Origin of the sequence: Lentzea sp. (assembly GCF_035525475.1) — a bacterium.
In the GTDB taxonomy this organism is placed as follows: Bacteria; Actinomycetota; Actinomycetes; order Mycobacteriales; family Pseudonocardiaceae; genus Lentzea.
The window spans coordinates 18514-32672 of record NZ_DATLEC010000241.1 but is presented as its reverse complement, the minus strand read 5'-3'; the positions used below and the strand labels follow the sequence as shown (position 1 = coordinate 32672).

Genomic DNA, 14159 nt, shown 5'->3' with positions numbered 1-14159 from the left:
CTTGCCCGCGCCGTTCGGCCCGAGCACTCCCACGACTTTCCCCTCCGGCACCTCCAGGTCGACCCCGTCGAGGGCCTTGGTCTCCCCGTAGTGCTTGACCAGGCCTTCAGCCCTGATGGCCAGCGACATCGTTCGTTCCTCCCTGTGTCGGGAGGAACTGTGCGCCCGTGCGCTGACAGCGCGCGCACAGACCGCTGTCAGCGCCTGTCGGCGGCCCTTCCACCGGGATGCGCCGTCACGTTGTGCGCGGTGATCTCCTCGCCGCAGCACCGGCACGCGAGGAACGCGTCGGCGGGCTTCCCGCACGCGTTGTGCTCCAGCACGACCGGCGGTCCGCCGGGGTCCGGGACGTGGGTGTCACCCCACTTCATCAGGACCACGATGGCGGGGAACAGCTCCAGCCCGGCCGGCGTGAGGCGGTACTCCTCGCGGTCCTCCGCGTACGGGACGCGCTCCAGCAGCCCGGCGTCGACGAGGGTCCTGAGCCGGGCGGACAGGGTGGGGCGCGGGATGGTCAGGTTGCGGACGAACTGCCCGTAGCGCTTCACGCCGAAGAACGCCTCGCGCAGGATCAGCAACGTCCACCGCTCCCCCACGAGGTCGAGCGCCCGTCCGACGGACTCGCCGCGGAACCGGCGGTCGTGGGCGTCGGAGTCGATCATCGGCGTCCCTGCGCCAGCGGGGAGAGCGCGGTCAGCAGGCGTCGTCCCGCCGGGTCCTCGGCCGTCGCGGGCACCAGGCCGACGTGGCTCGCGCCCGCCGCGACGTAGTCGTCGACGCGGCGGGCGATGTCCTGGGCCGAGCCGATCGCGCCCACGGCCTCGATGAGCTCCAACGGGATGGCTTCCGCGAGCTGGGACCGTGGCTTGCCGGAGCGGGCGTCGCCGACGAGGTCGCCGTGGCCGAGGGCCGTGAACATCTCGCCGTAGCCGGGCGGGGCGAGGTAGACGGAGAGCTGGTTGCGCAGCTGGCGCAGGGTGCCAGGGCCGGGCTCGAGGGCGGCGGGGACCCAGACGGCGAGAGGCGGACGGGCCTCCACCCGGGCGACGTGGCCGGTGCTGACCAGGTTGAGCACCACCTCGTCGCCGACCTCCGCCGCCACCCGCGTCATCGCGGGCCCGAACGCCGCCACCGAGATCGACACCCCCGGAACCGGCTGCGGCAACCGGAACCCGGCCACCCGGTCGCCGTTCAGGATCGCCCGCGTGTCCCCGACCGTCTCCCGCGTCCGCCGCACCGGCGCCCAGTCGCGCCCGTGCCACTCCGACACGATCCGCGGGCTCGACGCCCCCAGCGCCAGGTCCGTTCGCCGTCCGGTCGTCGTGGCCACAGTGGACAGTCCCAGCGCCAGAGCCACCGGGCTGCGCACACCGACCGCCAGCGGTCCGATCTTCAGTGAGATGGCCGAGGTCCGCAGGCCCACGGCCGTCGCGAGGGCGAACGCGTCGAACGTCGCCATCTCCCCGATCCACACCGTCCCGAACCCGGCCTCGTCGGCGGCCACGGCGATGTCGAGCGCCTCCAGGGGCGGACGGTCCAGCCAGAACGGCGTCACGACGCCGACGGTGCTCACAGCATCTCCGTCTGCGCCTCGACGCCCAGCAGGACCTTGCCCGGCAGCTCGTACGAGGCGGCGTTGATCTGGAAGTGCGCCGACGCCGTGTGGGCGTCGCGGAACCGCCGTTGGAGCGCGGCGCCGTCGTAGATCGCGCCACTGCCGGCCAGGTCGTAGAGGCGGGAGACGACCTCACGGGCCGTGCGGGTCGCGTGCGTGGCGGCCAACCGCAACGAGGCCCGTGCCTCGACCGGCACCGGGTCGCTCCCCTGCGCCGCCTCCCACGCCTCCTCGACGGCCTCGTAGAAGAACGCCCGCGCCGCCCTGAGGGACGCCGCGGACTCGGCCACGGCCGCCTGAGTGGAGGACCGTTCGGCCACCGTGCGCCTGGACCCGAGAGAGCTCTTGGTCGCGGCCAGTCCCACGAAGTCGTCCAGGGCGCCGAACGCGTTGCCCATCGCCGCCGCGGCCACCGACAGCGCGAAGAACCCGAACACGGGGAACCGGTACAGGGCGCCGCCGCCCAGCGGTCCGTCCAGAACGGACAGAACGCGGCTCGACGGGACGAACACCTCGCGTGCCACGGTGTCGTGGCTGCCGGTGCCGCGCAGACCCGTGGTGTGCCAGGTGTCGAGCACCTCCAGCGACGCGCGGGGCAACGCGGCCACCTTCATCGTGCCGGAGACCACGAACCCGGCGAACAACCAGTCCGCGTGCTGGATCCCCGAGCAGAACGGCCACTGCCCCGACACCACCACGCCGCCGTCGGCCTCGACGCCACGGCCTCGCGGCGCCCACACCCCGGACGCCACCGAACGCGGATCACCGAAGACCTCGTCCGCGCCCTCGCCGGGCAGGTAGGCGGCGAGCAGGCTGCTGGTGGCGGCGATCGCCACGCACCACCCGGCGGAGGCGTCGCCGCGGGCGAGGGTCTCGGCGGCTTCCAGCGTCACCGCGGGAGGCTGTTCCGGGCCGCCGAGCGACGCCGGGACACCCAGGCGGAACAAGCCCTCGTCGCGGATCGCCGTCAGCAGCTCCGGCGCGAGCGCGCCCGTGGACTCCGTCTTCGGGGCGGCCTCACGGGCCAGATCGGCCACGGCAGTCAGCACGGTTCCTCCTGGTTCACTTTTCTTACCGGTTCAGTTTTCTTACCGCACCCACCACCTCGAAACAAGGGTCCCACCGAGAACGGTGGGACCCTTCAGACCACGAACGATCATGCGAACGGCGACTTGTCGATGCCGCACGTCTTCTGCGTGGGCAGCACACCGGTGAAGAGGTACTCCCGCTTCACCTTCTCCGCGCACGCACTGCGCACGTACATCGACGTGTGCCCGTAGCCCTCCACCGTCAGGAATCCGGTGCGGGACAGCTCCGCGGCGCCGTCGCGGGCACCGTGCAGCGGGGTCGACGGGTCGTACCTGCTGTTGATGAACAGGATCGGCGCCGACGTCCAGCGGTTCCACGGACCCGTGTAGCGGTCGTCGTCACGGCCCTGCCAGAACGCGCAGGCCATCATGTCGAACACCACGGCACGGCCCCAGTACGGGACGCGCTGGTCCTCGCTCGCCCCGTACCGCGTGTACACGGCCGGGTCGCGCGGGAAGTCGCTGTCCGAGCACTGGATCGCGTTGAACGACTCGAACCGGTTGGAGGTGTAGGCCTCCGAGGCCGTCAGCGAGGCCGGCGCCTCCCAGACCCCCTGCAGGATCCGGGCGGTGTCCTGCCACGTCTCGGGCTGCGCGAGCGCGTCCCAGACGGTGCTGATCAGCGTGACGCGGTCGAACCGGCCGTCCGGCGTGGTGACGGGCGACGCCGCCACCTTGGCGACCAGGTCCGCCCACTTCTGCTTCAGGTCGCCGCCCGCGAACGCGCAGTTCGCGCCGGGAGCCGCGCACAGCTTCAGGAACTGGTCGAACGTCTCGGCCACACCGCGCGGCACGTCCTGGCGGGTGTCCAGCGGCACGGTCGTGCCCTGGTCGCCGTGCCCGGTCGCGTTGCCGACGAAGTCGAGCGAGCCGTCGAACGCGAAAGCGCGGACCTTGTCCGGGAACAGGTTCGCGTAGATCGCGCCGAGGTGCGTGCCGTACGAGATGCCGTGGAAGGTGAGCTTCTTGTCGCCCACCGCCTTGCGCAGCAGGTCCAGGTCGCGTGCCGTGTTCGCGGACGAGACGTGGTCCAGCAGGTCACCGGACTTCGCCTCACACCGGCTGACGAAGTCGCGGTAGCTGTCGTAGAACGCGGGCTCCTGCGCCGCCGTGTCCGGGTAGACAGGGATGGAGTTCAGGAACGCCTGCTGCTCCTCGACGCTGTCGAAGCAGCGCACGGTCGCCGAACGCCCGATGCCGCGCTGGTCCCAGGACACCAGGTCGAACCGCGACCGCAGTTCCGACGAGAACAGCCATTCCCACTTGCCGCGCGCACGCAGCCGGTCGACGCCGGACGCGCCGGGCCCGCCGAAGTTGACGAACAGCGACCCGATCCGCTTCGACGGGTCGGTCGCGGGCAGCCTGATCAGCGCGAGGTCGATCTTCGTGCCGGTGGGCTGGTCGTGGTCGAGCGGCACCTTCGCCGTCGAGCACTGGAACCCGTCCTGGCAGTCCTGCCAGGACAACGAGGGCGTCTGCGCCTCTTCGGCGGCGGTGGCGGCCGGTGCGAGACCGGCCAGCAGCACAGCCGTGATCAACAGAGATTTCATTCAGCTCCCCAGTCGTGAACGTCTCGATCATCGAGACGCCCCGGACATCCCTGGGGTTGCACTGCATTCGTGCCCGTGTCAACCGCTCAACGCGTGCGTCGCCGTGGCTCCTCCGTCCACCGCGAACTCCCCGCCCGTGCAGTAGGCGCTGTCGTCGCTGGCCAGGAACAGCACGACGTTCGCGACGTCCTCCGGCCGGCCGATCCTGCGCAGCGCCAGTTTCTTGCCGATAGGCGACACGTCGATCGGACGGCCCAGCGCCTCGCTCACCATCGGGGTGTCGATCGCGCCGGGGTGCACCGAGTTCACGCGGATCCCGTACTGCCCGAGCTCCATCGCGGCGACCTTCGTCATGCCGCGGATCGCGAACTTCGACGCCGTGTACGCGACCAGGTAGGGCATTCCGCCCAGGCCCTCGACGGACGACACGTTGACGATCGAGCCGCCGCCCGCCCGTTTCATGGTCGGGATGGCGGCGCGCATGCCGAGGAACGTGCCGACCTGGTTGATGCCGATCACGCGCTGGTAGTCCGCGAGCGTCGTGTCGGCCAGCGCGGAGAAGTGCAGGATGCCCGCGTTGTTCACGAGAACGGTGATGTCGCCCAACGTCTCCACGGTGTGCGCGACGGCGTCGGCCCACCCCTCCTCCGACGAGACGTCCAGGTGGGAGTACTCCGCGCCGAGCTCGGCCGCGAGGTCCTTGCCCCGGTCGTCGAGGACGTCGGTGATCATCACCCGCGCGCCCTCCGCGACGAACAGGCGTGCCGCCGCCGCGCCCTGACCCCGTGCGGCGCCGGTGATCAGGGCGACCTTCCCGTCGAGCCGCATCTACATCATCTCGTCGGTCAGCGGCATCATCACGGTCTTGAGCTCGGTGTAGGCCTCGTAGGCGCTCTGCCCGCCCTCGCGGCCCAGGCCCGACTGCTTGTAGCCGCCGAACGGGATGTGCGGTTCGAGCTGGAACCCGTTGATGCCGACCATGCCGACGCGCAACGACTTCGAGACGCGGAACGCGCGGCGGACGTCGTTGGTGTAGACGCCGGCGCCGAGTCCGTACTCGGTGTCGTTGCCGAGGCGGATCGCCTCTTCCTCGGTGTCGAACGGCACGACGGTGAGCACGGGCCCGAAGATCTCCTCGCGGGCGATCGCCATGTCGTTGGTGGCGTCGGCGAAGATCGTCGGTGCGACGAAGTTGCCGGCCGCGAGGTCGCCCTCGAGGCGGGTGCCGCCGGTGACGAGACGGGCGCCGTCCTCCTGGCCGCGGTCGATGTAGCCGAGCACGCGCTCGAGCTGCTTCTGGTTGATCAGCGGGCTGGCGAGCACACCGGGGTCGAACGGGTCGCCGAACGTGACCGCGCCCGCGAGCATCTGCGCGGTGGCGATGAACTCGTCCTGCACCTCCCGCGCGACCAGCGCCCGCGTGTGGGCGACGCAGGCCTGTCCGGACAGGCCCATGGTCACCATGCCCATGCACGTCATCGCCGCCAGGCCGACGTTCGGGGCGTCCGCGAACACGATCGCCGGCGACTTGCCGCCCAGCTCCAGGGAAACGCGCTTCATCGTCCCGGCGGAGGCCTCGATGATCCGGCGGCCGACACCGCGGCTGCCGGTGAAGCTGATCTTGTCGACCAGCGGGTGGGTGATCAGCGCCTCGCCGGTCGGGGTGCCGGGGCCGGTGACGAGGTTGACGGCGCCTTCCGGGAGCCCGGCCTCGATCAGCAGCTCGACCATGCGGATCACGCAGAACGACGCGTACTCCGACGGCTTCACCACGACCGTGCAGCCCGCCGCCAGCGCGGGGGCGAGCTTCTGGGCGAAGAGCACGAACGGCGCGTTCCACGGCAGGATCGCCGCGACGACGCCGACCGGTTCGCGGAACGTCATCGCCAGGTGGTCGCCGCCCTGGTACGGAGGCAGCGTCTGGCCGCCGACCTTGTCGATCCAGCCGGCGTGGTGGTCGAAGATGTCGGCCGCGATGTTCACCGAGGTGGCGTAGATCTGGCCGAACGACAGCGGCACGCCGTTGTCCAGCGCCTGCAGGCCCTTGAGCTCGTCGGCGTGCTCGCGCAGCAGGTCGCCGTACCTGCGCAAGACCTTGATGCGCTCGCCCGCCCCGGACCGCGGCCACGTGCCCTCGTCGAAGGCCTTGCGTGCGGCGCGCACGGCGGCGTCGACGTCCTTCCCGGACGCGACGGCGAAGCTGCCGATCTCCTCGCCCGTCGCGGGGTGGTGGTGAGTCCAGGTCTCGTCCGACTCGCGGAACTCACCTCCGATGAGGAGCCGGCCGTCCTTCAGACCCAGCGTCTCGCGGTGTGGTTGGACGGTGAGCGTCACAGCTCCTCCTACAGGGCCCCGATTAGAGACTCATCGTTTCCGTACAGGCGAAAGTCCTCTGTGGATCGCGATCGGCGAAGTAGCCGTCGAGATCGCTGAAGCCGTCGAACCTCTGCTCGACGGTCGGCGGGGCCATCAGCGCGACCATGCCGCCGTGCACGACGAAGACCTGTCCGTTGATCTTGTCGCCGGACGGTCCCGCGAGGTGCGCCACGAACTTCGCGACGTGCTCGGGCGCCAGCGAGTCGTCGCCCTCCGGCGCGTCTCCGAAGACGTGCGCGGTCATCTGCGTGCGGGCCCGCGGGCAGATCGCGTTGGCGCGCACGCCGTACCGGCTCGTGCCGCGGGCGGTCGCGATCGTCAACGCCGTGATGCCCGCCTTGGCCGCCGCGTAGTTGGCCTGCCCTTCCGAGCCGAGCAGGAAGGCCTCCGACGAGGTGTTGACGATCCGGCCGTAGACCGGTCCGCCCGCCGCCTTCGACTGCTGCTTCCACAACGAGACCGCGTTGCGCGACAACAGGAAGTGGCCCCGCAGATGGACCTTCACGACGAGGTCCCACTCCTCGTCGGACATGGTGAACAGCATCCGGTCGCGCAGCACGCCGGCGTTGTTCACCACGACGTGCAGGCCGCCGAACTGCTCGACGGCCGTGGTGACGAGAGCGTCGGCGGTGCTCCGCTCCCCCACGTCGCCCTCGACCACGACGCACTTCGCGCCCAGCTCCCCGACCTCGGCCGCGGCGGCGTCGGCCGCGCCCGGCAGGTCGTTGAGGACGAGGCCCGCACCGGCGCGCGCCAGTTCCAGCGCCTCCGCGCGGCCGAGCCCGGCTCCCGCGCCGGTGACGACGGCGACCTTCCCCGCGAGGTCCACAAAAGACTCCCAAAGAACAGCGTCAGTCGAAGAGGATGACCTGGCGGATCAGGGATCCACCGCCGCGCAACGCCTGCAGGCCCTCGTTCACGTCCTCGAGCTTGATCCGCTTGCTGATCATGCCTTCGAGGTCGAGGCGGCCCTGCCGCCACAGCGCGATCATCCGCGGCACGTCGCGGCGGAAGTTCGCCGTTCCGTAGAACGACCCGTGCAGGGTCTTGTCGTGCAGGAACAGCTCCTGGGCGCTGAACGAGACCATCGCGTCCGCCCGTCCGGCTCCGACGACGACCGTGTGGCCGCCGCGGCGGGTGAGGTCCCACGCCTGGCGGATCGTCGCCGGGATGCCGACGACGTCGAACACGTAGTCGAAGCCCATGCCGGAGTTCAGCTGGTTGTTCAGGTCGGCGACGCCGTCCGGTGCCGTCGCGTGCGTCGCGCCGAACCGTTGCGCCACCTCGTGCTTCTCGACGACCGGGTCGACCGCGACGATCCGTGCGGCAGCGGCGAGCCGCGCGCCCTGGATCACCGCGATGCCGACACCACCGCAACCGATCACGGCGACGCTGGAACCCGGTTCGACTCTGGCGGTGTTGAGCACGGCACCGACACCCGTCAGGATGCCGCAGGAGAGCAACGCCGCCACGTCCCACGGCACGTCGTCGTCGATCTTCATCGCGGCGTCGGCGGGGACGACCATCTCCTCGGCAAACGCGCCCAGTCCCGCGTAGCCGAAGGCGGGGTTGCCACCGACGACGAACCTCGGTGACGTGAACGCCGACAGCGTGTGAACGAGGCACAGATGTCCTTGGCCCGTCACGCATTGGGCGCACTTCCCGCACGGCGGCACGAACGTGATCGCCACGTGGTCGCCGACCGCGAGCTGCGTCACGGCGCTGCCGATCTCGACGACCTCACCGGCGCCCTCGTGCCCGACGACGCCGGGTACCAGCGCGGGCAGCGTTCCGTCCATGGCGGACAGATCGCTGTGGCACACCCCGCAGGCCTTGATCTTGATGCGGACTTCCTGCGGCCCTGGGGCGGTGGTCGTCACATCGTCGCGGAGCTCGAGCTTGTCGTCGCCCACCTGGTTCAGCACGGCTGCCTTCACCGGTATCACTCCTCGCTGAGCTCACGGCCGAGGTACCCGTCGCACACTAGAATCTGTTCCTGTTCATGACAAGGCCCATCAGCGTGAGAGCCGCAGCGCGCCCTTGGGGCACGAGACGACGGCGCGTTCGGCCGGCTCCTCCTCGCCACGGGCCAGCTCACCCTCCCGGATCTGCAGAACCTCGTCATCGTCAAGGTCAAACACCGCGGGCAGGATTGACATGCACTCACCGTGCGCCTCACACAGCGAAGGGTCGACGTCGACCTTCATGGCGGCCTCCTGACACGAAGTAGAACTTGTTCTAGAGTAGCCCGCATGCGCATCGGTTTCACGCCCGAGCAGGAGCAGCTGCGCCAGGAGTTGCGGGCGTACTTCGCCGCGCTCATGACGCCCGACCGCCGCGCCGCGCTCGCCGGGGGCGGCGACTACGGCGACGCCGAGACGTACAAGGAGACCGTCCGCCGGATGGGCCGCGACGGCTGGCTCACCATCGGATGGCCGCGGGAGTACGGCGGCCGCGACCGGCCGATGCTCGACCAGCTGATCTTCCTGGACGAGGCCTCCGCCGCGGGCGCGCCCGTGCCGTTCCTGACGCTGAACTCGATCGGGCCGACGATCATGACCTACGGCACGCCCGAGCAGAAGGCGTTCTACCTGCCGAAGATCGCGTCCGGCGAGATCCACTTCGCCATCGGCTACTCCGAACCCGAGGCCGGCACCGACCTCGCCGGGCTGCGCACCCGAGCCGTGCGCGACGGCGACGACTACGTGGTCAACGGCCAGAAGATGTGGACCAGCCTCGTCCAGTACGCCGACTACGTCTGGCTGGCCTGCCGCACCGACCAGGAGTCGCAGCGGCACAGGGGCCTGAGCATCATCATCGTCCCGACATCCGACCCCGGCTTCTCCTGGACGCCGGTGCCGACGATGTCCGGCCCGACCACCAGCGCCACCTTCTACGACGACGTGCGCGTGCCGGCGGGCAACCTCATCGGCGAGGAGCACAAGGGCTGGAAGCTCATCACCAACCAGCTCAACCACGAACGCGTCGCCCTGTGCTCGGCCGCGCCACTGCGGACCGCACTGCGCGAGGTCCGTCAATGGGCTGGGGAAACCGGTGCTCTGCAGCACGAATGGGTGCGCCTGCACCTGGCCCGCGTGCACGCCAAGACCGAGTTCCTGAAGCTGGTCAACTGGCGGATCGCCGCCGGCGGTGACGAGGCCCCCTCCCCCGCCGAGGCCTCCGCCACCAAGGTCTTCGGCACCGAGTTCGCCACCGAGGGCTACCGCCTGCTGATGGAAGTCCTGGGCGCCAACGGCATCGTGCGCGCCGGCTCCCCCGGCGCGCTCCTGCACGGCCGGGTGGAACGCATGCACCGCTCGTCGCTGATCCTGACGTTCGGCGGCGGCACCAACGAGATCCAGCGCGACATCATCGCGCGGGTGGGCCTGGGGCTCCCCGCCGTGCCTCGATGAGGAGACCCCGTGGACTTCACGCTGACCGAGGCACAACGCGAGCTCGCGGCGCTGACCCGCAAGATCCTCGACTCGTCGGACACGCCGTGGACCGACCTGGTCAAGTCCGGCGTCGTGCCGGAGTCCCCCGACGAGCTCGGCGTGCTGGAGCAGTGCGCGGTGCTGGTCGAACTGGGCCGCGCGGTCGCCGCCGTTCCCTACCTGCCCGCGATGGTCGCCTCGTCGGCGCTGGCGTCGTTCGGCACGCCCGAGCACCGTTCTCGCTTCACACCGGGAACCGTGCTGTCCGTGGCGCTTTCGGAGTCCGACGGCGTGAAGACCACCGTGCCGTTCGCCACCACGGCGTCCGCTTTCCTGGTGCCGCACGACTCGCAGGTGTTCCTGGTCGACGCCGGCGAGCTGGAGATCACCCCGCAGGAACTGGTCGACGGCTCGGACGCGGGATCGTTCACGTTCTCCGGCGGCGGCTCGGCCGTTCCCGGTCTCACGGCGGACTGGCTGGTCACGCGGTACACGCTCGGGCTCTGCGCTCTCCAGCTCGGCGTGACCGAACGCGCGCTGGAGCTGACGGCCGGGCACGCGCGGACCCGCGTGCAGTTCGAACGGCCGATCGGCAGCTTCCAAGCCGTGGCGCAGCGGCTCGCCGACGCGTACATCGACGTGGCGGCGATCCGGCTGACGTTGTGGCAGGCGGCCTGGCGGGTTTCGGAGGGGCTTGATGCCGACGCCGAGGTGGCGACGGCGAAGTTCTGGGCCGCCGATGCCGGGCACCGCGTGGCGCACACGGCTGTGCACGTCCACGGCGGGACCGGCATCGACATGAGCCACGACGTGCACCGGTACTTCACGGCGGCCAAGCGCAACGAGTTCGAGCTGGGCGGGGCGACCGCCCAGCTGCTGAAGCTCAGCGCGGCGCTCTGATCAGCCGCAGACCCACCAACGCGGGTCGGAGCCGCCGGCCGGCGGACCCGCAGGTGCCGATCAGCGTCTCGCTGTCGGTGATCTCCGAGTAGTGGCCGGTACTCCTGGCTCCCGACCACGACGTCCACGTTGTTGACCGCCGCGGGAACGACGTCGGTGAGGAACACCGGTGGCATCGCGGTCACCTCACCGTTCACCCACAGCAGGCCGCGCTTGCGAGCCGGGGTCCTGGTACAGCACGACAGTGCGGAGCCGGCAGCACCACGGCCCGGCCCCGCACTGCGATCAGCCGCACCAGAACCAGCGGGCCGGTTGCCAGCGGCCGTCGGCGCTCCGGTAAGTACCGATCAAGGCGCCCTCGTCGCTGATGTCGCCGTAGAACTCCGGCTCCGGCTGCTGGGCGGAGTCGACGGCGTACCGGATGCCCCACTGCCACAGCGACGGGGTGCCGTCGACAGAGCCGAACACCACGTGACCGCTGGACGTCCTGCCGAGCGGCTTCGTGCCCCCTTCCCAGGTGGCGACGTGCCGGCCGTCGAGGTCGTACTCCACCAACCCGGTTCCGCCGGGGTACAGGACCCGGTCGTTGTCGAAGACCATGGGCTCGCGCCCGCCGGGCAGCTCGGTCACGCGCTCCACCGTCAGGTCGACCACGGCCGCCGCACTCCGGGTCAGCTGTACGGACCGGAGGTCGTCGCTGATCCCGACGGCCCTGTAGCCGACGAAGCCCGACACGGGACCGTCGATCGGCCACACGATGGTCTGGCGTTCGTTCGGCAGGTCCTTGTGCCACACGTCGCCGATCACGTCACCGCGTTCGTTGATGCCTTTCGCCGCGGTGCTGTGGTCCGCCGGCGTGTAGAGCATCTCGTAGACGCCGTCGCGGTAGCGGAAGGCCACGGACCGCCCCTCGCTCCAGAGGTCCTGGGTGCCCACCACGACGCCGCTGTTGTTCACGTCCGTCGGGTGGACCGGGATCACCGACGAGCCGGGCGAGGCCATCTGGACCAGAGAGCCGTTGTCCCACAGCAGTCCGTACGCGGCGATCCGCGGGCCGATCTCGGTTTCCCCGACGATGTAGCGGTTGTTCTCGCTGCTGCCGGTCGTCCTGGCGTACCTCGACCCGTCCGGCAGCGGCAGGTCGTGTGCGATCCACCGGCACGGGTCCGCCGCGGCCTGAGGCACCGCGACTCCCGACATCAGCAGCACCACGCCGAGGAGCGCACCTGACTTCATCATTCCCCCGAGTCCTCGTGACACCTGCATCAGCCGCACCAGAACCAGCGCGCCGGGTGCGAGCCACCCCGTGCGTCGTGGTAGACGCCGATCAGCGCGCCCTCGTCGGTGACGTCGCCGTAGTAGTTCTCGGAGACCACGGGTTGCTTGGCGGAGTCGACGGAGTAGTGGATGCCCCACTGCCACAGCGTGGCGGCGCGGTTGATGGCGCCGAACACCACGTGGCCGCTGGACGTCCTGCCCCACGACCACGTGCCGCTGTCCCAGGTGGCGACGAGCTCGCCGGTCAGGGCGCGCTCCTCGAGGCCGGCCGCGGTGGCGTAGAACAGCCGGTCGTTGTCGAGGACCATCGGGCGCTTGGCACCCGGAAGCTCCACCTGCTGCCCGGTCGCGAGGTCGTTCACGAACCCCGAAGTCTGGCTCAGGTGCGCGTACTTGCCGGCGTCGCTGATCCCGACCGCGATGTAGGACGAGAGAGACGTCGTGGAGCCGGTACGGGGCCACACGACGACGTCGCGGACCTCCGGGTCGTCCTCGTGCCACACCTCGCCGACGACGTCACCGAGGTTGTTGATGCCCTCCGCGCGCGAGCTGTGCCCGGCGGGCGTCGGCAGGAGCTCGAAGGAACCACCCTGCCAGCGGAAAGCGAGCGAGCGCTGCTGTCCGTAGAAGACCTGGCGGCCGACGACGACCCCGTCGTCGTTCACGTCCTTCGGGCGGACGCCGATCGAGGACGAGCCCGCGGAGGGCAGGCGGGTCAGCACGCCGTTGTCCCAGAGCAGGCCGCTCTGCCCCACGTCGCTGCCGACCTCGGCCTCGCCGACGATGAACCGGTTGTTCTCGCTGCTGCCGCTGGTCCTGGCCCACTCGGAGTTCGTCGGCAGCGGCAGGTCGTGCGCGATCCACCGGCACGGGTCGGCCGCGGCGTGCGGTGCCGCGACGGTCGAGATGATCACCAGCGCGCCGCACAGCGCGCCCAGCACCTTCGTGCGCGCCATCATCCGCACCAGAACCAGCGCGCCGGGTGCGAGCTGCCGTCGGCGTTCTGGTAGGTGCCGATCAAGGCGCCCTCGTCGCTGATGTCGCCGTAGTAGCGCACGTCCGGCTGCTTCTCGGAGTCCACGGAGTACCGGATGCCCCATTGCCACAGCGTCGCGGTGCCCATCACCGCGCCGAAGACGACGTGGCCGCTGGACGTCCTGCCGTACGGCTCCGTACCGCCCTGCCAGGTGGCGACGTGCTGGCCGGAGGTGGTCCACTCCATCAGGCCGCCCCAGGAGAAGTGCAGCAGCCGGTCGTTGTCGAAGACGGCGGGGGTGCGGCCGCCGGGGAGCTCGGTCTGCTGCCCGCTCGTCACGTCGATCGCGAACGCCGACGAGGCGGTGACCTGCACGAGCTTGCGATCGTCGCTGATGCCGACGGCCTGGCCGGGCAGGAACTCCTTGCGGGTGCCGTCGTTGAGCCAGACGACGACCTGGCGGGTGTCCGAACCCTTCTGCCACATCTCACCGACGACGTCGCCGAGGTTGTTGACGGCCCGCGCCCAGGAGTGGTGCGTCGCGGGCGTGTCGAGGAGCTCGTAGGAGCCGTTGCGGTAGCGGAAGGCCCGCAGGCTGTCCTGGCCCCAGTGGTCACGTCCGCCGACGACGACGGCGCTGTTGTTGACGTCCTTCGGGTGGATCGCGATGTTCGAGGAACCCGGCGACGCCATCTGGGTCAAGGCGCCGTTGTCCCAGATCAGGCCCTTCTCGGCGCCGCCGCCGGTGATCCGGGTCTCGCCGACGATGAACCTGTTGCTCTCGCTGCTGCCCCTGGTCGCCGAGTACGTCGCGTCGGCGGGTAGCGGCAGGTCGTGCGCGATCCAGCGGCACGGTTCCGCCGCCGCGGACTGCGGTCCCGCCATAGCGGTGGCGAGCACCAGCCCGCCGATGAGCACGCCGAACACACGTCTTCGCATGGT

At 70.4% G+C, this 14159-nt stretch carries 14 protein-coding genes and 1 pseudogene; 2 read left to right on the top strand and 13 right to left on the bottom strand.

Going from position 1 to position 14159, the window contains the following annotated elements; translation table 11 throughout:
- From VM306_RS36305 to VM306_RS36260, 10 genes and pseudogenes are all read right to left on the bottom strand, one after another.
- A pseudogene (locus VM306_RS36305) lies at window positions 1–129 on the bottom strand (daunorubicin/doxorubicin resistance ABC transporter ATP-binding protein DrrA); the annotation flags it as partial.
- Between the two features lie 68 nt (window positions 130–197).
- Window positions 198–662, bottom strand: coding sequence for a helix-turn-helix domain-containing protein (locus VM306_RS36300; RefSeq protein ID WP_325523117.1), 465 nt, complete (start codon window positions 660–662; stop codon window positions 198–200).
- On the bottom strand, window positions 659–1573 hold the full coding sequence (locus tag VM306_RS36295; protein WP_325523114.1) for an LLM class F420-dependent oxidoreductase: 915 nt from the start codon (window positions 1571–1573) through the stop codon (window positions 659–661). Before VM306_RS36295 ends, VM306_RS36300 begins: the two co-directional genes overlap by 4 nt.
- Window positions 1570–2664, bottom strand: coding sequence for an acyl-CoA dehydrogenase family protein (locus VM306_RS36290; RefSeq protein ID WP_325523112.1), 1095 nt, complete (start codon window positions 2662–2664; stop codon window positions 1570–1572). The genes VM306_RS36295 and VM306_RS36290 overlap by 4 nt, the downstream gene beginning before the upstream one ends.
- 107 nt (window positions 2665–2771) lie before the next feature.
- Window positions 2772–4253, bottom strand: coding sequence for an alpha/beta hydrolase (locus VM306_RS36285; protein ID WP_325523110.1), 1482 nt, complete (start codon window positions 4251–4253; stop codon window positions 2772–2774).
- Window positions 4254–4331: 78 nt separating this feature from the next.
- Window positions 4332–5081: a glucose 1-dehydrogenase gene (locus VM306_RS36280; RefSeq protein ID WP_325523108.1), complete on the bottom strand. Its 750-nt coding sequence runs from the start codon at window positions 5079–5081 to the stop codon at window positions 4332–4334.
- Window positions 5082–6587: an aldehyde dehydrogenase family protein gene (locus VM306_RS36275; protein WP_325523106.1), complete on the bottom strand. Its 1506-nt coding sequence runs from the start codon at window positions 6585–6587 to the stop codon at window positions 5082–5084.
- A gap of 22 nt (window positions 6588–6609) precedes the next feature.
- The gene (locus VM306_RS36270; protein WP_325523104.1) at window positions 6610–7458 is read right to left on the bottom strand and encodes a 3-oxoacyl-ACP reductase; all 849 of its coding nucleotides are present in this window, start codon (window positions 7456–7458) and stop codon (window positions 6610–6612) included.
- A 22-nt stretch (window positions 7459–7480) separates the two neighbouring features.
- Window positions 7481–8566, bottom strand: a complete 1086-nt coding sequence (locus VM306_RS36265) for a Zn-dependent alcohol dehydrogenase (RefSeq protein WP_325523102.1) — start codon at window positions 8564–8566, stop codon at window positions 7481–7483.
- Between the two features lie 78 nt (window positions 8567–8644).
- Window positions 8645–8836, bottom strand: a complete 192-nt coding sequence (locus VM306_RS36260; protein ID WP_325523100.1) for a ferredoxin — start codon at window positions 8834–8836, stop codon at window positions 8645–8647.
- 45 nt (window positions 8837–8881) lie between these two features.
- Between VM306_RS36260 and VM306_RS36255 the strand changes: the two genes are divergently transcribed.
- Together VM306_RS36255 and VM306_RS36250 are read left to right on the top strand one after the other, a co-directional pair.
- A complete protein-coding gene (locus VM306_RS36255; RefSeq protein ID WP_325523097.1) occupies window positions 8882–10042 on the top strand; it encodes an acyl-CoA dehydrogenase family protein in 1161 nt (386 codons plus the stop codon).
- 9 nt (window positions 10043–10051) lie between these two features.
- On the top strand, window positions 10052–10963 hold the full coding sequence (locus VM306_RS36250) for an acyl-CoA dehydrogenase family protein (protein WP_325523095.1): 912 nt from the start codon (window positions 10052–10054) through the stop codon (window positions 10961–10963).
- Window positions 10964–11248: 285 nt separating this feature from the next.
- Here the strand turns inward: VM306_RS36250 and VM306_RS36245 are convergent, their stop codons facing one another.
- Genes VM306_RS36245 through VM306_RS36235 form a run of 3 tightly spaced genes read right to left on the bottom strand, consistent with a single transcriptional unit; the run spans window position 11249 to window position 14156 of the window.
- Window positions 11249–12202: a hypothetical protein gene (locus VM306_RS36245; protein WP_325523093.1), complete on the bottom strand. Its 954-nt coding sequence runs from the start codon at window positions 12200–12202 to the stop codon at window positions 11249–11251.
- A gap of 26 nt (window positions 12203–12228) precedes the next feature.
- Window positions 12229–13197 (bottom strand): hypothetical protein, encoded by a 969-nt coding sequence (locus tag VM306_RS36240; RefSeq protein ID WP_325523091.1) that lies wholly within the window; start codon window positions 13195–13197, stop codon window positions 12229–12231.
- Window positions 13197–14156 (bottom strand): hypothetical protein, encoded by a 960-nt coding sequence (locus tag VM306_RS36235; RefSeq protein ID WP_325523089.1) that lies wholly within the window; start codon window positions 14154–14156, stop codon window positions 13197–13199. Before VM306_RS36235 ends, VM306_RS36240 begins: the two co-directional genes overlap by 1 nt.
- Window positions 14157–14159 lie beyond the last annotated feature (3 nt).

What these genes read in the sequence shown, in the direction of transcription:
- VM306_RS36300 (WP_325523117.1), bottom strand. Translation starts at nt 662, where the DNA reads ATGATCGACTCCGACGCCCACGACCGCCGGTTCCGCGGCGAGTCCGTC.
- VM306_RS36285 (WP_325523110.1), bottom strand. Translation starts at nt 4,253, where the DNA reads ATGAAATCTCTGTTGATCACGGCTGTGCTGCTGGCCGGTCTCGCACCG.
- VM306_RS36280 (WP_325523108.1), bottom strand. Translation starts at nt 5,081, where the DNA reads ATGCGGCTCGACGGGAAGGTCGCCCTGATCACCGGCGCCGCACGGGGT.
- VM306_RS36260 (WP_325523100.1), bottom strand. Translation starts at nt 8,836, where the DNA reads ATGAAGGTCGACGTCGACCCTTCGCTGTGTGAGGCGCACGGTGAGTGC.
- VM306_RS36255 (WP_325523097.1), top strand. Translation starts at nt 8,882, where the DNA reads ATGCGCATCGGTTTCACGCCCGAGCAGGAGCAGCTGCGCCAGGAGTTG.
- VM306_RS36245 (WP_325523093.1), bottom strand. Translation starts at nt 12,202, where the DNA reads ATGATGAAGTCAGGTGCGCTCCTCGGCGTGGTGCTGCTGATGTCGGGA.
- VM306_RS36240 (WP_325523091.1), bottom strand. Translation starts at nt 13,197, where the DNA reads ATGGCGCGCACGAAGGTGCTGGGCGCGCTGTGCGGCGCGCTGGTGATC.
- VM306_RS36235 (WP_325523089.1), bottom strand. Translation starts at nt 14,156, where the DNA reads ATGCGAAGACGTGTGTTCGGCGTGCTCATCGGCGGGCTGGTGCTCGCC.